The organism is Collinsella aerofaciens (assembly GCF_015548375.1).
GTDB classification, from domain to species: Bacteria; Actinomycetota; Coriobacteriia; order Coriobacteriales; family Coriobacteriaceae; genus Collinsella; species Collinsella aerofaciens_AB.
In genome coordinates this window covers 19,820-38,735 of sequence record NZ_JADMWW010000004.1, presented here as the reverse complement: position 1 = coordinate 38,735, position 18,916 = coordinate 19,820, and the positions used below count along the sequence as shown (strand labels likewise).

Genomic DNA, 18,916 nt, shown 5'->3' with positions numbered 1-18,916 from the left:
ACCGCAATGCATACCCATACCACTGATACCGCTTCGAAAGAGCTCAAAGCCCAACGCGATCTTGTACGTCGTCCCCATAAGCGCATCGCTGCGCTCGCTCTTGCCGCCGGTCTGACCGTGGCCCTTACCGTTCCCGGTGCCGTTGTGTTCGCCGACGGCGTAGGGTCGACGAGCGCTGCCTCGGCTACGAGTGAACAGATGGCGACGGACTCCGATAACAGCACGCCGGGATATAAGAAAAACCAGGTCGTATACGTCAAAACCGATGCCGACGGCAATCGCACGGGTGTTTACGTGGTCAATAGCTTCGAGGCCAATAAGGGCGTCAAGATCGACGATGCCGGCACCTATAACAAAGTGACCAACCTATCGACGACTCAAAAACTAACGGACGACAGCGGGTCGGTTGCCGTTACGGGCCAGGGAGTGCAGGACTTTGTCTACCAGGGCGATCTGGACAAGAACACTCAGATGCCGTGGAACGTCACCGTGGCATACCAGCTCGATGGCCGCGATATCGACGCCAAGGATTTGGCGGGCAAGAGCGGCAAGCTCACCATGAAGCTCAAGGTCGAAAAGAATGACGACTATACCGGTGGCGATTATGCCGATAACTACCTGGTTCAGATTACCGGTCAGCTTAAGGATGCCGAGGCACACGATATTGAGGCTGAGGGCGCCACGGTTGCTGCCAACGGCTCCAACACGCAGCTTACCTACATGGTGATTCCCGGCAGCACCGGAGACTACACCATTACGACCGATGTTGAGGATTTTGAGTTTGATGGCTGGCAGATTGTCGGCGTGCCGCTGAATCTTGCCATCGATGTGGACTCGAGCAGCATGGATACGAGCCAGCTCGTGGAGCTCTCCAACGGTATTGCTACGGCCAATAGCGGTGCTGGCCAGGTTGCCGACGGTGTCAAGACGCTCGCGGCCTCGCTTGCCACGGCCAATACCGGTGCCGGCACGCTGTCCAGTGGCGCCGCTGCGCTCGCGGCGGGTACGAGTCAGCTCAACGCGCAGGTCCCCACGCTGGTCGAAGGCGTGAGCAACCTTAATGCCGGTGCCGAGGGGGTTAATGCCGGTGCCGTGCAGCTTAAGGGCGGTGCGTCCGATCTTTCGGCGGGCCTTTCCAAGCTGCAGGGGAGCGCACAGCAGATCTCGGGCGGCATAAGTGGAATTGCCGCTGGGTCCGATACGTACGTCGACGCGCTGACGCTGGGCAAGCAGGCTCAGGAGGCAAACCTTGCCAAGGCGCAGGCTGCGGCCAAGGCGGCCCAGGACGCCGTGACCGCTACGTCGGGCAACGCCTACAGCGCGCTGTACGGGCCGCAGGGTCTTACGGCGGCGCTCAGCGGCGAGGGGCAGTACCTTGCCGGTGCACAGCAGGCGCTCGGCGGGGCAAAGCAGGCCGCGAGCGCCATGGGCAACGATGCGGCAAAGGCTAACGCCGAGAGCGCAAAGGCTGGCGCCGAGAGCACCGTTGCATCTATTGCCGCTGCCAAGGCGGCGGTCGCCGATGCTCAGGACGCGCTGGATAACGCGGCCGATCTCGACTCCGCCAAGGCTGCGGCAGCCAAGCTAAGCGAGGCTACGGCACAGCTGGATGCCGCCACCGCAAGTGCCGGCAGTGCTGCTACCAGCGCGGGTGCCGCCGCCACGGCGGCATCGAGCGCCGATGCGACGGGTCTTACCGCGCTTCTCGATTCTGCATCCAATGCCGTTGCGGGCGCGCAGGGTCTTAACACGCAGGTGTCGCAGGGCCTTAAGGGTGCCGAGTCCATGTTTGGCACGCTTACCGATCAGGTTACGACTTTGGCCCAGGCGGCCGGCGCCCAGGGCGGCGCCCAGGGTGCCGTCACCGCGCTCGATAGCGCCATTCAGGGCTACACCACTGTCCAGGATGGCCAACAGCTGAGCCTGGCCGGAGCCATCGCCTATATGAACAGCGCGATCAACCCGGCAAACCCCACGGCCGTGAACCCCGGTCTTGTCGCCGGTGTTGGCTCTGCAGCAACGGGCGCGGGTCAGCTGAGCGATGGCGCCGCGGCTCTTGCCGCGGGCACCGACCAGCTTGCTGCGGGCACACAGCAGCTCAACGGTGCCACGCCCGCGCTTGCCAACGGCGCATCACAGCTCAACAACGGTGCGGCGCAGCTCAAGACAGGTGCTGCTAGCCTTGCTAGCGGCATGAATCTTCTCTCCTCGGGTGCAGGTACGCTTGCCAGCGGCGCATCCGAGCTCGGCAACGGCATGCAGGAGCTTACCGACCGAACGAGCAATCTCGATACTCAGGTCATCGACACCGTTAAGGACAAGATCGAGGAAATGCTCAACCCCGGCTTTACGCCGACGGACTTTGTCAACGGCGAGCAGGGCGGACATATAAATCGCGTGCAGTTTATCTATATGACGGGCGCGATCAGCAAGTAGGCAGCCGCGCCCTTGTGGCGATTGGCATCGATAGCAAGTTATGAGGGGAGGGGCCGTCGGGCATTGTCTCGGCAGCCCCTCTTTGCTGTCAGCGGCCACTTCGCGTCTTTGCAGAAGCTGTACCGCAAGATTTGTGTTTGGAAGGAGACGCGCTTTCTGCAAGGGGCGGAGCGCGGAAAGCATGTCCCGGATTTGATGCTCGGAACGGGATGAGCTTTCCGGATCGGACCCCAAGCGGAAAGCGCGTCCCGTTTCGGGGCTTCAGAATGGGACGCATCCGGAAACCGCATCCCACTCTGAGCCGAAATTCCGGGATGAGATTTCCGCCGAGGACACCCTGCGCCGACGGCAACGCAAAAAGGGCGCCCGCGCGAATGCGGACGCCCTTGTGCAGGATCGAGATATCAACCAGCCAAGATATCGGACCCGTGACCAGCTCTTAGTAGTCGAACTGGTGGTAGTAGCGGCGGTACTTGAGGTTGTGCTTGGTGACCAGCTCGTAGTTGCGCGAGAGGCGGTCGGTGGTCAGCACGGACAGGATCCACGGCGACACGATGACGCGGAAGTCGTCGTCCAGGCCCGGGATCGCGTACTCGGCGGTGTCGATGATGACGTAGTCCTCGTCGCCGGTCACGCCGCTGGTGAGGAAGGCGCGGACGCGCTCGTCGAGGGCGCGGCACTCGTCCTCGCCCATGAACAGGAACACCGGGACGCCGGGCTCGAGCAGCTCGAGCGTGCCGTGGAAGAAGTCGTGCGAGGTGATGTGGCGGATGCGCTTCCACTGCATCTCCTCGAGCAGGCACATGGAGTACAGGATGGTCTCGCCCCACAGCGCGCCCGAGCCGATGAACATGGTGTAGTCGGCCAGCGCGTACTTCCTGGCGAGCTCCTCGGCGCGCGGCTCGAAGCGCTTGCGGATGTCGAGCATGTCCTTCCAGACGTCCTTCGTCTGCTCGATGAACAGGTCGAACTTGGGGAAGCAGCCGCGGCGGTTGAGCAGGCGCAGGCCGAAGCAGTCGGCGAGGTAGTAGCCCTTCTCGCAGCCGCCGGCGCCGTGGTCGGAGGCCATCATGACGCAGTTCTCGGCGCCCACGGCCTGGCCGATCTTGCCCTCGGGGTTGGTCATGGCGAAGACGCGCACGCCCATCTCCCTCATCTTGCCGACGGCCTCGAGCACCTCGGGGGTGGTGCCGGACTCGGAGGCGGTCAGCACGACGGACCTGTCGGTCATGCGCTTGTGGCCCATGACGTTCCACTCGGCGGCGTGGATCAGGTAGACCTCGAGGTCGCGGTCGCCGAACTTGTTCATGAGGTACTCGAGCTGCATGAACTCGTCCCAGGTGCCGCCGACGCCCATCAGGAAGACGGCGTCGTAGCCCTCCTCGTGCACGCGGTCGGCCAGGGCGGTCATCTTCTTGCCGGCCTCGTAGACGTTCCTGCCGTCCTCGAGGTAGCCCTCCTGGTCGAAGTGCATGATCTCGATCTTCTCGGTCTCCTTCATTCCCGCTCCTTTCACGAGCAGTTTGAATTGTCGCACGGAATGAACGGGCTTGCCGCCCCGTCGCACCGCTTAACCTTGTGGACATCTTGGCCCCAAGCTCAACAATTCAAAGGTTCTTAATACCAGTGAACGATTACAGGTTAGCCGTTTTTAATACCGATTTTATGATTTCATCCTCCCCTCTCGGTAGACGGTCAGTTTTTGCCGCTCATCGGTCAAGCGACATATATCCGTAAAAACGAGCGCCCCCGCCATGCGCAGGGACGCTCTAGACGCTAATAGTTGTAGGTATATCCGCCGGCGTCGCCGCGGGTAAAAGACTTGGCATGCTCGATTGCCTGCCCACTCGAGTCATAGGTCAGGCCTTCCAGCACGAGCGCCAGATCGCCCGGCTCAAGATTGAGCAAACTCGCATCGCGTGCGCCCAGCGCCTCGATATCGAGTTTCTCTACCGACTGATCTGGCTTGCGTCCCAACATATCGTAGGTCTCGAACAGGCTGAAGACCGAAATGTCCACGTCTTCGATGCCCGGAAACAGCAGGCACGGAATCAGTGTCATCTCGATCGATACGGGCTCACCATCGATGCAGTTGAGGCGGCGCACCGAGTAAAGCAGATCGTCCTCGGCGATGCCAAACAAGTCGGCATAATACGGGCCGGCGTAGCGTTTGGAGCGCGCCAGGATGCGCACCGACGGCGTCGCGCCCGATGCCAAAACCGACTGGCGGAAGCCGCCCTTGCGTTCGTGCTCGTCAAACCACTTGTGTCCCACAAAGGCGCCTTTGCCCTGCACGCGACGAATCTGGCCACTTTTGACCAGCTCGTCCATGGCGCTTCGGATTGTCAGGCGTGTCGTGCCAAACTCCTCGGCCAGCTCGTTTTCGGACGGAATCATCGAGCCCGTCGGGTAGTCGCCGCGCTCGATTCGCTCCGCAATGCAGCGGCGAATTTGTTTGTAAACCGGCAAGTCTTCTACTGCATCAGCCATTCGACACCCACCTTCGTCGCAACGCCGTCTGCCTCGCCGTTATCGGCAAAACGATACTTGGTCGGCAGAATCACGGACTTGCAATACTCGACAAAGCCATCGTTCTCGTCACGCTCGTGCGAAGCCTTGTAAAACACCGGCGTGCCCTCCTGAGCACCCAGCAACTTGGCCTCGTCGGCGTTCAGACGGCTGATGGAAATATGCTCCTTGCCGTGCGCCACATGGACATTCCCCTCTTTGAGCAAAACGTCGTAGAGGCTTTCCTGCTCAAAATCGTGATCGGGAAGCGAGGGGCACAAAGACAGATTGACGTGAGCCGTCTCAATCGACGCCGGGGAACCATTAACCACGCGCACGCGCCGAATGCAGAAGAGCGGCATGTCCAGGTCGATCTGGGCTTTTTGGGCCAGATCGATATCGGCGTACACGACCTTGGACCAAACCAGGCGTGCGGTCGACTTTGAGCCAACCCTCTCCACCGCCTGCGTATAGTTCCATGTTTCCTGAAAGATATTCAGCGGTTTGGGAGGACACACATAGGTGCCCGAACCGCGGCGGCTTTCCAAAGTTCCGCACGAAATAAGACGCGTGATCGCAGCGCGCAACGCCGTGCGCGACACGCCCAGCTCTTCACAGAGCACACGCTCGGCGGGCAGCCGGTCACCACCCTGCAGGTCATAATGTTTGATATACCAAAGAATGCCCTCAAAGGCGCGATCTTTGGGCGGAATCGCATATGGTTCACTCGACATGGGCAAGGCTCCTCAACCGCTTGATGCTGCGGGCATCATTGCTCCGGACGCCCCATGGCGTCGAAGGCTTCTTTGATCTGCTCCGCAACGTTCCGATACGATCGATATAGGCCGGAGTCTCGCTTGACTTCGCCCGCGGTCACCGGAATCTCAAGCTTCGAAATCTCATCCTCGCCGGTTTGCACGGCAACGATGACACCCATACCAAGGCACATATTACGCTTGGCAGCGTTGTTTTTGGTAGCCTGAGCTGGATTAATCAAAATCTGCTGAGCTAGTTCGCGCTTGCTAACCTCCGGCACATCCTCGGGATTTCCGGTCTCGACAATCTCGCACTGCAGCACGTCCGCATAGTCAAAAATCTTCGGCTCGCCGCCGCGCTGATGCACGGCCCACTTGCGACGCGTGGCATCCTGGTAGATAGCCGGCAAAAACGTAAACCGCGGCGGGTCCAAAATCGTATCCGTGATGGTAAACACATCGGGATCAAAGGCATCCTGCGGGTTTTTCTTCTTGAACAGCCCCATATCAGCCTCCCGTACTAGCATTAAACAACTCAAGCTGAATATAGCACCAATTTCAAGCCGCTGCCTTACCCTATCGGTGCGCGGCGTCTATGGCTCGCCCAGCGGAAGAGTTAACGGACGAGGGCCGGGGCGCCTGCCTTGTTTTGAGAAGTGGGCTCCGCGAACTCCTCAAAACAAGGCAGGCGCCCCGGCCCCGCCGGCAAATAGCGGACACTCCGCATGCAATCTATGCAAACAAACAAGTACGCTTAGCTACATTCGGTAAGTTCGAGCACGCTGCCCTTAACGATAAGCGCCGGCTCCAGGACGACCTCTTCGGCGCGCCTGCCGCCCCTACCGGCAAGACGCTTGGACATGCAGCCAAAAGCATGCTCCGCAAGGACACCAGGATCCTGCTCAATGGCGGTCAGCGCCGGCTCAAAGAGAACGTCGGCCGCCGAGTTGTCATAGCTTACGACCGAAATATCGCCCGGGATGCTCTTCCCCATCTCGTGCAGGCGCTTGAGCAAACCAAGGGCAATGTTATCCGAGCTTGCGAACACGGCGGTGGCATCAGTTGCGAGCACCGCCTCCGAGGCCTCGTATGCACTTGGAATGTAGTACTCGCTCTCAAACTCCAAACGCGCGTCGATAGGCAAGCCAACCTCGCGCAGTGCGCGCTCATAGCCGGCAAGTCGTTTGCGACCCGTATTGGAGCGGCGTGCGTTAACCAGGCAAGCAATACGGCGGTGGCCTTGCTCGATCAGATAGCGGGTGGCCATGTAGCCGCCCATCTCGTGGTCGAACATCACCTTGTCGCACTCGAGCCCCTCAATGGCACGGTCGACCATCACGGCAGGGATAGGCAGATGGCTGACTTCTTCGCGCAGGGCGCGGTCGTCGGAGAACTCGTCACCCACCACCAGAAAGACACCGTCGACGCCGCGCGTCACCAGCTGGCGCAGCAGCTCCAGATCGTCGTCGGCACTTCCGCCCGAGCTGGTAATAAAGAGCGCATAGCCGTCCTCGCGGCAGCGCTTTTCCAAGCTGCCGGCAAGCGAGGCAAAAAAGCGGCTCTCGATGTTAGGGACGATAAGGCCCAGCGTGCGCGACTCGCGCATGACCAGGCTACGCGCAATCTGGTTGGGAACATAGTGGTTGCGCGCCGCGACCTCTTTGATGAGCTTGCGGTTTTCTTCCGAGATGCGACAGGGCCGATTATTGAGCACAAGCGAGACCGACGAGGGGGAAAGCCCCACCTCCTGGGCGATCTGCTTGAGGGTGACTTTGTTGGCCATCTCGCTCCTTCCGGGTTTACGCGCAATCTCTTGAAAGTATAGCGACTACCCCTCTACCTCGGTGATAAACACTTTACCAATCCGGTAGACGGCTGTTTTATCGCCGCCAGCGCACCAAATCCGTCCGGGTGGGGTATATTGCAATCGATTGATGACAACGACCACCAAAAGGCGGATATTCGTATGCACGAGAACGACTTTTTTAACGAGGACCTGCTGTGCGCACTTGCTGGCGTTGCCGGCGAGGACAACGTGTTGATGAGCGAGCCCATGCGCGAGCACACCACGTTTAAGATCGGCGGCCCGGCCGACGTCTTTGTCACGCCCGATACTGAGCAGGGCCTCGTCGCCACGCTCGATACCTGCTATCGCTGCGACCTGCCGCTTACCATCGTGGGCAACGGCTCCGACCTGCTCGTCGGCGACAAGGGCATCCGTGGCGTCGTCGTGGCGCTGGGCGAAGGCCTCTCCGACATTACGGTCGACGGCACGCACGTCACGGCGGCGGCCGGCGCCTTGCTTTCCGATGTCGCCGCGGCGGCAGCCGAGGCCGGTCTCACCGGCATGGAGCCCATCTCGGGCATCCCCGGATCGGTCGGCGGCGCCTGCTACATGAACGCCGGTGCCTACGGTGCCTGCATGGCCGATGTGCTGGAGTCCGTGCGCGTCTACAAACCCGCTCGCCAGCTCGACGACGGCACCCGCGGCAGCGGCAATATCATCGAGTTCGATGTCGACGAGCTCAACCTGGGTTATCGAAAGAGCCGCATCGCCGATGACGGCTTTATCGTGCTTTCGGCCACCTTCAATCTCGCCCCGGGCAACGCCGCGATGATCAAGGCCGACATGGACGACTACCGCCAGCGCCGCGAGGACAAGCAGCCGCTCGACATGCCGAGTGCCGGCTCCACTTTCAAGCGCCCCGAGGGTTACTTTGCCGGCAAACTCATCATGGATGCCGGCCTGCGAGGACACGCCGTTGGCGGCGCGCAGGTGAGCGAGAAGCACTGCGGCTTCATCGTCAACGCCGACCACGCCACCGCCGCCGATGTCGACGAACTCATCCGCCACATCCAGGCAACCGTCAAAGACCAATTCAACGTAGACCTAGAACCCGAAGTCCACCGAGTAGGCGAATTCCTTTAACAAAGAAGGCCCCTTTCGGGGCCTTCGCCATATTTATTCAGATAACCCAGTCCGGTGTGTCGCGCCCCGAACCCGGAAGGTCCGGGACCGCGGGCGAGGCATAAGGTTGGTCGCGAGTTCCGCACGCAAAGAAGGCCACTTAATGTGGCCTTCGTCTTGCGCAGGACTGTAGAGCAGGCAACCTTATGCCTCGCCCGCGGTCCCGGACCAACTTACTTCAAACCGCAGCTACGACAGCGCAATACCGCCAAGCCAGCCCCAACGCACGCCAGAGCCAGTGCCATAGAAGCTAATAAACGAATCGAGCGACTTAGACGTAATGGCACCCTCGTTGCTCATAACGATGCCGCCGCCAACGTAGATACCCACATGACCGTAGATAAGGCCCGGAGCACCCGTGCCGCTATGCGATGAGTCGGCCACGATCATGCCCACCTGCAGCGCCGAGCGGTCGGAGCTATAGCACCAGGCGTTAAACATGTCGCACGCATTGCCTCCAAAGTAGCCAACGCCGGCGTTACGGAAGACATTGGTGACCCACGCCGCGCACCAGTTCTGACCCGGCGAAGGCGTGGAGTAGCACGCGTTGACGACAGCCTGCTGCTTGCCCGAGCCGGCATTCTGCTGCGGAGTTCCGGGCGCGTACGATCCACCACCCGAGTAGGAATTGTTCTTGTTCGCGGCAGCCGCGGCAGCGGCAGCCTTCCTAGCGGCCTCCTCAGCCTGGGCGGCAGCGAGGATCTCGGAATCGCGCTGAGCCATGAGCTCCTTGACGTCGTCGGAAAGACCGTTCAGCACGGTCTGGACTTCTTGCTGCTTGGCCTGCATGTCCTGCATCTGGGCAGTCTGCTGGTCCTTGAGCTTCTCTAAGTCGGCCTTCTGCGACTCGAGCTCGGTCTTTTGCGCATCGAGCTCTTCCTGGATGGTCTGAATGTCCTCGATGGCGTCGCGGTCGCTCTTGTTGATCTTCTCAACGTAATGCGCGTTGGCGACGAGTTCCTCAAACGAGCCAGAGGCCAGCAGCAGCGACAGGATGTTCGTGCCGCCGGACTTGTAGCTGGCGGCCACGCGATCGGAAAGGTCGTTGCGCTTCTTCTTGAGCTCGGCCTTCTTTTCATCGATCTGGGCCTGCGTGTCGTCAATCTTGCCCTGGACATTCTCGATGTCGTTGAGGGTCTGGGCATTCTTGTTGGCCAGCGCCGCATACTCATTTGCGATGCTGTCGAGCTGGGCCTGAACCTCGTCGAGCTGGGCCTGGGCGGCATTCAGTTTATCGGTGGTTTCTTTGGAAGCCTCCGCCGCATAGGCGCGAGCGGGCAGGCCAAAAAGAACTGCCGCAGAAGCGGCGCCGAACAGGGCCTTGAGGGCAGTGCGGCGCGAGAGCTCCTGGGAAAGGATGGAATCGCTGTTTGGTGACATATGTACTCCGTTACATGCTTATTTATATGTCGCTCAACTCATACATATTAGCGTACATATGGCGCGTCCCAACGATTTCCACGAACGGCAGGAAACTGCAAGGTCAGCGGCTCGTAAGCAAATGCCAAAGATCAGGTTATGCGTACGCAAGCTCTTCTATGAGCACGTTAGCACAATCCTCTGCTTTTCCTACAGCGCACGATTTGGGCGTCCCTGCCTGCGCTATACTCCCCTGAAGAAGTGTTCCTGATTCGATAGGAGACTACATGTCCAAAGCACTCGACCCCAAAGACACCTGTGTCCTCGTTACCGGTGGCGCCGGCTTTATCGGCTCGCACACCGTCGTTCAGCTGCTCGAGGGTGGCTACCAGGTCGTCATCGTCGATGATCTCTCCAACTCCAGCGCCGTCGCCGTCGACCGCGTCAAGACCATCGTGGGCGACGAGGCCGCCAAGAACCTCACCTTCTACGAGGCCAACGTGCTCGACCGCGATGCGATGAACAAGATCTTCGATACCCATCAGATCGACCGCGTCATCCACTTTGCCGGCTTTAAGGCCGTCGGCGAGTCGGTGAGCAAGCCCGTCGAGTACTACCACAACAACATCGAGAACGCCCTGGTGCTCATCGACGTCATGCGCAACCATGGCTGCAAGTCCATCATCTTCTCGAGCTCCTCGACCGTCTACGGCGACCCGGACAACCCGCCCGTCACCGAGGAGGATCCTAAGAAGCCCGCGACCAACCCCTATGGTTGGACCAAGTGGATGATCGAGCAGATCCTTATGGACGTCCACACCGCCGACCCCGAGTGGGACGTCGTGTTACTCCGTTATTTCAATCCCATCGGCGCCCATCCGTCGGGCCTGATCGGCGAGGATCCCAAGGGCATCCCCAACAACCTGGTGCCCTATGTCGCCCAGGTCGCCGTGGGCAAGCTCGAGGCCGTTCAGGTCTTTGGCAACGACTACCCCACCCCCGACGGCACCGGCGTGCGCGATTACATCCACGTGTGCGATCTGGCATCTGGTCACGTGGCCGCCCTTAACTGGATGAACGGCAAGACCGGCGTCGAGATCTTTAACTTGGGCACCGGCACCGGCACCTCGGTACTCGAGGTCGTCGCTGCCTTCTCCAAGGCTTGTGGCAAGGAGCTGCCCTACGTGATCCGCGAGCGCCGCGCCGGCGACATCGCTGCCAACTGGTGCGATGCCTCCAAGGCCGAGCGCATGATGGGCTGGAAGGCCCAGTACGACATCGCGGACATGTGCCGCGATAGCTGGAACTGGCAGAGCCACAACCCCAACGGCTTCGCCGACGCCGAGTAGCAAAACCTACATACCGCTCTTGCCCCGATCTCACGTTGTGAGGTCGGGGCTTTTTCATGGCATGTAACCATTCGCCGAAAATCGACCAACTTTTTTATCTTGCCTGTACATGTTTAAACAACATGTTTTACAATAGGCGTATCGAATCAGAACATCGGAGGCGGACTGCACACCCATCGGCAGGCCGACCCCACAACAAGAAGGTTGGTGAGCGCATTCATGGAGCGTGCAAGCGGCGTCCTCATGCCCGTCTCATCTCTGCCCGGACCATACGGAATCGGCGGCTTTGGCTGGAATGCCTACGACTTCGTCGATTTTCTCGCCTCGTGCAAACAACATTACTGGCAGATTCTGCCCCTTACGACGACCAGCTATGGCGATTCGCCCTATCAGTCGTTCTCGGCCCGCGCAGGCAACCCCAACTTTATCGACTTTGCCGAGCTTATCGAGGCAGGGTATCTGGAGCAGCGCGATATCGATGGCGTGTATCTGGGATCCGACCCCAGCAATGTCGACTACGGTGCTATCTTTGGCGGCCGCCGTCAGATTCTCGACCGCGCCGCTGAGCGCTTTGCTGCCGACAAGCCGGCCGATTTCGATGACTTTATCCAGGCCAACGAGGACTGGCTCATCCCCTACTGTGAGTTTATGACCGTTAAGGAGGAGTGCGGCCTTAGGGCGTTTTGGGAGTGGCACGAGGAGCTTCGCTGCCGCGGCGGCGCCAGCAGCAAGGTTTGCGCCGACCATCCCGAGCGCATGCTGTATCACCAGATGACGCAGTACTTCTTCGATCGCCAGTGGAGCCGCCTCAAGGCCTATGCCAACGAGCGCGACATTCTCATCATCGGCGACCTGCCCATCTATGTCTCGCGTGACTCCGTCGAGATGTGGGCCACACCCGAGCTCTTTAAGATCGACGCCGCCGGCAATCCCGTGAGCGTCGCCGGCACGCCGCCCGACCAGTTCTCGGCCACCGGCCAGTACTGGGGCAACCCCATCTACGACTGGGACGCCATGGAGTCCGACGGCTTCTCCTGGTGGGAGGGCCGCATTCGCGCCGCCCTCGACATGTACGACGTCATCCGCCTGGATCACTTCCGCGGCTTCGAGGCCTATTGGGAGGTGCCGTTCTCCTCGCCCGATTCGTCCTACGGTTCGTGGACGCAGGGTCCCGGCCTCAAGTTCTTCAAGACGCTCGAGGAAAAGCTCGGCACGCTGCCCATCATCGCCGAGGACCTGGGCTTCCTCACTCCCGGCGTCATCGACATGCGCGACAACTCGGGCTTCCCCGGCATGAAGATCCTGCAGTTTGCCTTTGAGGGCACCAACTCGTACTACCTGCCGCATAACTACATCGCCAACACCGTCGCCTATGTGGGCACCCACGACAACGAGACGGCGCGCGGTTGGTTTGAGGGAACGGCCACCCCCCGTCAGCGCGAGCAGGCAGCCCTGTACACCCATCAGCAGGCCGGCGAACCCATGGCAGATGCACTCAACCGCACCATCGCCGCCAGCGTGAGCGACACGTGCATCTACACCATGCAGGACCTGCTCAACTTGGGCAACGAGGCGCGCATCAACACCCCTGCCACGCTGGGCGGCAACTGGACCTGGCGCATGCTCGACGGCGCCATCACCCGCGAGCTCGAGCACAAACTCACCGACTGGACCGAGACCTACTTCCGCATCCCGTCGGAAGCCGAAATCGAGCTTCCTCAATAGGAGCTACCGCGCCCGACCCCTCCCCACCGTGCGGACGCGCTTGCTTTTCCCGCGTGAGGCCACCCCAATCCCCTCGCGCGGGCTTCTTATGAATTGCAGACATGAAACAACCCATCACAGGAGAAAACATGCCCCAAATTAACCTCATGGAACTCGCCGAGCAGTCTTTTGGCACCTCGCTCGAGCAGCTCGACGACCGTCGCATTTACAAGCTGCTGGTCAAACTCGTGCAGGAGCGCTCCGCCGCCTGCCCGCTCAACAACGGCAAGAAAAAGCTCTATTACATTTCCGCCGAATTTTTGATCGGCAAGCTGCTCATCAACAACATGATCGACCTCGGCATCTACGACGAGGTTAAGGACCAGCTCACCGCCGCAGGTCACGACCTCAACAAGATCGAGGAATTCGAGGTCGAGCCGTCACTCGGCAACGGCGGCCTGGGCCGCTTGGCCGCATGCTTCCTGGATTCCATCGCCACGCTGGGCTTGACCGGCGATGGCGTGGGCCTCAACTATCACTACGGTCTGTTCCGTCAGCGCTTTGTCGACAACCAGCAGATGGCCGTCCCCGACGAGTGGCTCGGTGAGCAGGACATCCTAGTCGACGATGACCGCTCCTACACCGTCGAGTTCGGCGATTTTGCCGTTACTTCCAAGCTCGTCAACATCGATGTGCCCGGTTACGGCCAGCCCACCAAGAACCGCCTGCGCCTGTTCGACCTGGCAAGCGTCGACGACGGCCTGGTCCCCGGCAGCTCCATCGACTTCGACAAGACCGAGATCGCCAAGAACCTCACCTTGTTCCTCTACCCCGACGATTCCGACGAGCAGGGCCGCCTACTTCGCATCTATCAGGAGTACTTCATGGTGAGCAACGCCGCCCAGCTCCTGATCGACGAGGCCGTCGAGCGCGGCAGCAACCTGCACGATCTGGCCGACTACGCCGTGGTCCAAATTAACGACACGCACCCCACCATGGTCATCCCCGAGCTCATTCGCTTGCTCACCACCGAGCATGACATCGAGTTTGACGAGGCCGTGACCATCGTACGCTCCATGGTCGCCTACACTAACCACACGATTCTTGCCGAGGCGCTCGAGAAGTGGCCGCTCGCCAGCCTGCAGAAGGTCTCCCCTGCCATCGCCGACATTATCGTCAAGCTCGACGAGGTTGCCAAGGCCGAGCACGATGACCCGCGCGTCGCCATCATCGACGAGCACGACACCGTCCACATGGCCCACATGGACATCCACTTTGGCTTCTCCATCAACGGCGTAGCCGCCCTCCACACCAAGATCCTGGAGGACACCGAGCTTCATCCGTTCTACGAGATCTATCCCAAGAAGTTCTCCAACAAGACCAACGGCATCACCTTCCGCCGCTGGATCCATGGGGCCAACCCCGCGCTCGCCAGCCTGCTCGACGATGTGATCGGCACCGACTGGCGCAGCACCGGCGATCTGAGCAAACTCGCCAAGTTCGCCGACGACAAGGACGTTCTTGAGCGCCTGGCCGCCACCAAGGTCGAAGCCAAGGCCATCATGCGCCAGTTCATGGCGCTCGAGCAGGGCGTGACCATTCCCTCCAACGCCATCATCGACGTCCAGGTCAAGCGCATCCACGAGTACAAGCGTCAGCAGATGCTCGCGCTCTACATCATCTGGAAGTACCTCGATATCAAGAACGGCAACAGACCTAAGCACCCCGTCACCATCATCTTTGGCGGCAAGGCGGCGCCTGCCTACACTATCGCGCAGGACATCATCCATCTGATCTTGACGCTGTCGCAGTGGATTGCAAACGACCCCGACGTGGCTCCCTACCTGCAGGTCGTCATGATCGAGAACTACAACGTCACCGCCGCCGAGCGCGTGATCCCCGCCGCTGATATCTCCGAGCAGATCAGCCTGGCCTCCAAGGAGGCGAGCGGCACCTCCAACATGAAGTTCATGCTCAACGGCGCCCTAACCCTGTGCACGCTTGACGGCGCCAACGTGGAGATTGCCGAGCTCGTGGGCGACGAGAACATCTACACCTTTGGTGCCTCGTCCAAACAGGTCGAGCAGCTCTATGCCGACGGCACCTATGACGCCGGTGTGCTCTACCGCAAGCCCGGTATTAAACTGCTGGTGGACTTCATCACCAACCCGGCCTTTATGGCGACCGGCAACGCCGAGCGCCTGCAGCGCCTGCACGATGACATTAAGGGCAAGGACTGGTTTATGGCCCTGCTCGACATTGAGGAGTACATCCAGACCAAGGAGCGCGTGCTGGCCGACTACGAGGACCAGGACGCCTGGATGCGCAAGACGCTGATCAATATCGCCAACGCCGGCACCTTCTCGTCCGACCGCACCATCTCCCAGTACAACGACGAGATCTGGCACCTGAACTAATTCGCTTCCCTTACCCATCCTCTTGAGAAACGGAGTCGTGGCAACACGGCTCCGTTTTTTGTGCCCGCACGTTACCCTGTGACCCGACTCGACCAAACAATCTCGATCTGTAACAGCTACTCGGTAAAAACGGTCCCAGCTGTTACAGATTGAGACATACCGGCCCCTTCCCTTGGGTTTATCTCAATCTGTAACATCTAACGTCCGAAATCGGCCCTACCCGTTACAGATCGAGACAAACGACCGGTCAGACAGCCCCAACACAAAGAAAGGCTCCCCTCTCGCCCAGTGGACGGGAGGGGAGCCTTATATGTGACCGCGGCAAAAGGATGGCAATACCGCAGTCGCCCAAAGGAAGGGCCTGGATGCACCGGGCCTAGATAAGGTTCTTGCCAGAGACCTTATCGAAGAGGTGGGTCGCGTTCTTCTCGAACTTGAACCAGATGGTGTCGCCAGCCTTGAGCGCGCCCTTGGCCTCGAGGTCGACGACGGGGATAATCAGGACAAACTGGCCGTCGGGAGCGGTCACGTGGACATGCTCGGTCGAACCCATGAGCTCGGTCACCTCGACGGTACCCTGGAGCGCGCCCTCCTCGTCCTTGTCGGCAAGCAGAATCTGCTCGGGGCGCACGCCGGCCGTGATCTCCTTCACGTCGCCGCCGTCCCAGTTGAGGGCAAGCTGAGCGCAGGTCTCGGGGGCGAGCGCCACGTTCATATCCTCGGTCTTGACGGTAAAGCCGTTGCCCGAGCGCACCAGCTGGGCATCGAAGAAGTTCATCTGCGGCACGCCGATAAAGCCGGCGACGAAGATGTTCGCGGGATGATTGAAGACCTCCTGCGGGGTGGCGATCTGCTGGACGACGCCGTCCTTCATGACCACGATGCGGTCACCGAGGGTCATAGCCTCGGTCTGGTCGTGAGTAACATAAATGAACGTGCCCTTGATCTCGTGGCGCAGCTTAATGAGCTCGGCACGCATCTGGTTACGAAGCTTGGCGTCCAGGTTGGACAGTGGCTCGTCCATCAGGAAGACCTTGGGGTCACGCACGATGGCGCGGCCGATAGCGACACGCTGGCGCTGGCCGCCCGAAAGCGCCTTGGGCTTACGGTCGAGGTACTCGGTAATGCCCAGAATCTCGGCAGCAGAGCGAACTTTGCGGTCGATCTCGTCCTTGGGGACCTTCTTGAGCTCGAGCGTAAACGCCATGTTCTCGTACACCGTCATATTGGGGTACAGAGCATAGCTCTGGAACACCATGGCGATGTCGCGGTCCTTGGGCGCCACGTCGTTGACGCGCTTGCCGTCGATGAGCACATCGCCCGAGGTAATGTCCTCCAGGCCGGCGACCATGCGCATCGTCGTGGACTTACCGCAGCCAGAGGGGCCAACGAGGACGACGAACTCCTGGTCGTGAACGGTGAGGTTGAAGTCCTCTACAGCGAGCACACCGTCCTCGGTAACCTTGAGGTTGTGCTTCTTCTCCTCGGTCTTCTTCTTTTTGCCAAAGAAGCCCTTCTTTTTGGACTCGGTGTTGGGATACACCTTCTGAACATGCTTGAGAACGATCTCGGCCATGTCTTTACCTTTCGATATGCGGCGCCGCGCTGAGGGGCGCCGCAGAAACTTGCAAAACAGTTACGGCATCAGCCCTTGACGGCACCTGCCACCACACCGTCGATGATGTACTTCTGGCAGAGGATGTACATGATGACGATGGGGATAACGACCATCATGATGCAGGCCATCATGGGGCCGAGCTCGACGTGGCCGTAGCCGCCGCGGAAGTACTGGATCAAGATAGGAATGGTCTTGTACTTGGTGGAGTCGAGCGTAAGGTAGGGCAGCAGATAGTCGTTCCAGACCCACATGGTCTCGAGGATGCCGACCGAAAGATAGGTGGGCTTCATGATGGGAAGGACGATCTTAAAGAACACCTGGACCGGGTTGCAGCCATCAATCATGGCCGCCTCCTCGATCTCGAGCGGGATGTTCTTTACAAAACCGGCGAACATAAAGACCGCCAGGCCCGCGCCAAAGCCCAGATAGATAAAGCAGATGTTGAACGGCGTGTTAAAGCCGATGCGGTCCGCCAAATTGGACAGCGTGAACATGAGCATCTGGAACGGCACGACCATCGAGAACACGAACAGGTAATAGAAGAAGTTCGAGATCTTGTTGTTGACACGAACCACGTACCAAGCGCACATGGAGCAGCACACCAAGATCAGCACGACCGACGTGACCGTGATGATGAGCGAGCACATAAATGCCGAGGCAAAGCCCTGCTCGTTAAGGGCGTGCATGTAGTTTGCGAGGCCGTTGAACGTCTCGGGCGTGAGCAGATCGAATGCCGTGGTGGTGCTGATTGCGGTCGCTTTCTTAAAAGAATTAAGCGCAATCATGAACACGGGGTAGATCCACGCGAGCGACAGGATCGTAAAGAAAATCGAGAGCGCGCGGTTGATAACCTTATCGCGTTTCATTACTGCTGCACCTCCTTGGACCTCGTGGCCTTAAGCTGGATCATGGAGATGGCCACGACCAGGATGCAGAAGATAACCGCCTTGGCCTGACCAATGCCCTGCCATGCGATACCGGCACGCGAATAGAACGTGTTGTAGATGTTCAGGGCGAGCATCTCGGTGGAGTGCGCGGGGGCGCCGCCGGTAAGGGCGAGGTTCTGGTCGAACAGCTTAAAGCCGTTGGTGATGGACAGGAACAGGCAGATGGTGATGGTCGGCATCAGGTTAGGGATCTTAACCTTCCAAAACGTCTGCCATGCCGTAGCGCCGTCGACCTTGGCGGCCTCGATGTAGTCGGACGGAATGGACTGCAGACCAGCGATGTAGATGATCATCATGTAGCCGACCTGCTGCCACAGGGTCAGGATGATAAGGCCCCAGAAGCCAGCAGCAGAGTTAAGAGCGATGAGCTGGGCGCCCACGTTGGAGAGCAGGCAGTTGATCAGAATCTGCCAAATGTAGCCCAGCACGATGCCGCCGATCAGGTTAGGCATAAAGAAGATCGTACGGAAGATGTTGGTGCCTTTGAGCGCCTTGCGGGTGAGCGCCTGCGCAATGGCCAGGGCGATCACGTTGATGAGCACCGTCGACAGGAAGGCAAACGCCACGGTAAAGAAGAACGACGTGGAGAACTGCGGATCGGACAGCGCGCGCACGTAGTTCTCGATACCGACAAAGTGCGCGTTACTAATGATAATAAACTGGCAGAACGAGAGATAGAAGCCCTGGATAAAAGGGATCACGAACCCGATCATAAACGCCAGGCACGTGGGCAGCATAAAGAGCGGCCACCAGCGCTTGAGTGCTTTGCCCATAAAAGGGTCCTTTCAATATGCAGGGGGCGGGCAAACCAACGTCTGCCCGCCCCCTGTCGCTAATCAGATAGCTTGGGCAGCA

General features: G+C 59.8%; 14 protein-coding genes. 5 read left to right on the top strand and 9 right to left on the bottom strand.

The genetic code is table 11. From position 1 onward, the window contains the following. Positions 1-6 precede the first annotated feature (6 nt). Positions 7-2,436 carry a YhgE/Pip domain-containing protein gene (locus I1969_RS02915; protein WP_148332609.1) on the top strand — a complete coding sequence of 810 codons (2,430 nt, stop codon included), beginning with the start codon at positions 7-9 and terminating at the stop codon, positions 2,434-2,436. A 439-nt stretch (positions 2,437-2,875) separates the two neighbouring features. On the opposite strand, the gene I1969_RS02910 is transcribed toward I1969_RS02915, so the two are convergent. From I1969_RS02910 to I1969_RS02890, 5 genes are all read right to left on the bottom strand, one after another. Next, positions 2,876-3,937: an SIS domain-containing protein gene (locus I1969_RS02910; protein ID WP_161144580.1), complete on the bottom strand. Its 1,062-nt coding sequence runs from the start codon at positions 3,935-3,937 to the stop codon at positions 2,876-2,878. A gap of 275 nt (positions 3,938-4,212) precedes the next feature. After that, positions 4,213-4,926, bottom strand: coding sequence for a GntR family transcriptional regulator (locus tag I1969_RS02905; protein WP_006235877.1), 714 nt, complete (start codon positions 4,924-4,926; stop codon positions 4,213-4,215). Continuing rightward, positions 4,911-5,678 (bottom strand): GntR family transcriptional regulator, encoded by a 768-nt coding sequence (locus tag I1969_RS02900; protein WP_195232686.1) that lies wholly within the window; start codon positions 5,676-5,678, stop codon positions 4,911-4,913. Before I1969_RS02900 ends, I1969_RS02905 begins: the two co-directional genes overlap by 16 nt. A gap of 35 nt (positions 5,679-5,713) precedes the next feature. After that, entirely contained in the window at positions 5,714-6,205 is a 492-nt protein-coding gene (locus tag I1969_RS02895) for a hypothetical protein (protein WP_161144583.1), read from the bottom strand. Positions 6,206-6,453: 248 nt separating this feature from the next. After that, positions 6,454-7,482, bottom strand: coding sequence for a LacI family DNA-binding transcriptional regulator (locus I1969_RS02890; RefSeq protein ID WP_006235873.1), 1,029 nt, complete (start codon positions 7,480-7,482; stop codon positions 6,454-6,456). A 183-nt stretch (positions 7,483-7,665) separates the two neighbouring features. Between I1969_RS02890 and murB the strand changes: the two genes are divergently transcribed. Next, positions 7,666-8,628, top strand: a complete 963-nt coding sequence (gene murB, locus I1969_RS02885; RefSeq protein WP_161144584.1) for a UDP-N-acetylmuramate dehydrogenase — start codon at positions 7,666-7,668, stop codon at positions 8,626-8,628. Positions 8,629-8,856: 228 nt separating this feature from the next. Here the strand turns inward: murB and I1969_RS02880 are convergent, their stop codons facing one another. Then, positions 8,857-10,047: a coiled-coil domain-containing protein gene (locus I1969_RS02880; protein ID WP_195232684.1), complete on the bottom strand. Its 1,191-nt coding sequence runs from the start codon at positions 10,045-10,047 to the stop codon at positions 8,857-8,859. Positions 10,048-10,313: 266 nt separating this feature from the next. Between I1969_RS02880 and galE the strand changes: the two genes are divergently transcribed. From galE to glgP, 3 genes are all read left to right on the top strand, one after another. After that, the gene (galE, locus tag I1969_RS02875) at positions 10,314-11,375 is read left to right on the top strand and encodes a UDP-glucose 4-epimerase GalE (RefSeq protein ID WP_195232682.1); all 1,062 of its coding nucleotides are present in this window, start codon (positions 10,314-10,316) and stop codon (positions 11,373-11,375) included. A 207-nt stretch (positions 11,376-11,582) separates the two neighbouring features. Further along, positions 11,583-13,100 carry a 4-alpha-glucanotransferase gene (gene malQ, locus I1969_RS02870; protein ID WP_271747978.1) on the top strand — a complete coding sequence of 506 codons (1,518 nt, stop codon included), beginning with the start codon at positions 11,583-11,585 and terminating at the stop codon, positions 13,098-13,100. Positions 13,101-13,228: 128 nt separating this feature from the next. Beyond that, on the top strand, positions 13,229-15,496 hold the full coding sequence (gene glgP, locus I1969_RS02865; RefSeq protein WP_229028218.1) for a glycogen/starch/alpha-glucan family phosphorylase: 2,268 nt from the start codon (positions 13,229-13,231) through the stop codon (positions 15,494-15,496). A gap of 376 nt (positions 15,497-15,872) precedes the next feature. Here glgP and I1969_RS02860 read toward each other — a convergent pair whose 3' ends face one another. From I1969_RS02860 to I1969_RS02850, 3 genes are all read right to left on the bottom strand, one after another. Continuing rightward, positions 15,873-17,072 carry an ABC transporter ATP-binding protein gene (locus tag I1969_RS02860; protein WP_022095054.1) on the bottom strand — a complete coding sequence of 400 codons (1,200 nt, stop codon included), beginning with the start codon at positions 17,070-17,072 and terminating at the stop codon, positions 15,873-15,875. Positions 17,073-17,140: 68 nt separating this feature from the next. After that, entirely contained in the window at positions 17,141-17,980 is an 840-nt protein-coding gene (locus I1969_RS02855) for a carbohydrate ABC transporter permease (protein WP_195232678.1), read from the bottom strand. Next, a complete protein-coding gene (locus I1969_RS02850) occupies positions 17,980-18,834 on the bottom strand; it encodes a carbohydrate ABC transporter permease (RefSeq protein ID WP_006235864.1) in 855 nt (284 codons plus the stop codon). The genes I1969_RS02855 and I1969_RS02850 overlap by 1 nt, the downstream gene beginning before the upstream one ends. Positions 18,835-18,916: the final 82 nt, after the last annotated feature.

Bases quoted from the DNA above. Each gene is read 5' to 3' on its own strand.
- I1969_RS02915 (WP_148332609.1), top strand. From the start codon at position 7: ATGCATACCCATACCACTGATACCGCTTCGAAAGAGCTCAAAGCCCAA.
- I1969_RS02910 (WP_161144580.1), bottom strand. From the start codon at position 3,937: ATGAAGGAGACCGAGAAGATCGAGATCATGCACTTCGACCAGGAGGGC.
- I1969_RS02905 (WP_006235877.1), bottom strand. From the start codon at position 4,926: ATGGCTGATGCAGTAGAAGACTTGCCGGTTTACAAACAAATTCGCCGC.
- I1969_RS02900 (WP_195232686.1), bottom strand. From the start codon at position 5,678: ATGTCGAGTGAACCATATGCGATTCCGCCCAAAGATCGCGCCTTTGAG.
- I1969_RS02895 (WP_161144583.1), bottom strand. From the start codon at position 6,205: ATGGGGCTGTTCAAGAAGAAAAACCCGCAGGATGCCTTTGATCCCGAT.
- I1969_RS02890 (WP_006235873.1), bottom strand. From the start codon at position 7,482: ATGGCCAACAAAGTCACCCTCAAGCAGATCGCCCAGGAGGTGGGGCTT.
- murB (WP_161144584.1), top strand. From the start codon at position 7,666: ATGCACGAGAACGACTTTTTTAACGAGGACCTGCTGTGCGCACTTGCT.
- I1969_RS02880 (WP_195232684.1), bottom strand. From the start codon at position 10,047: ATGTCACCAAACAGCGATTCCATCCTTTCCCAGGAGCTCTCGCGCCGC.
- galE (WP_195232682.1), top strand. From the start codon at position 10,314: ATGTCCAAAGCACTCGACCCCAAAGACACCTGTGTCCTCGTTACCGGT.
- glgP (WP_229028218.1), top strand. From the start codon at position 13,229: ATGCCCCAAATTAACCTCATGGAACTCGCCGAGCAGTCTTTTGGCACC.
- I1969_RS02860 (WP_022095054.1), bottom strand. From the start codon at position 17,072: ATGGCCGAGATCGTTCTCAAGCATGTTCAGAAGGTGTATCCCAACACC.
- I1969_RS02855 (WP_195232678.1), bottom strand. From the start codon at position 17,980: ATGAAACGCGATAAGGTTATCAACCGCGCGCTCTCGATTTTCTTTACG.
- I1969_RS02850 (WP_006235864.1), bottom strand. From the start codon at position 18,834: ATGGGCAAAGCACTCAAGCGCTGGTGGCCGCTCTTTATGCTGCCCACG.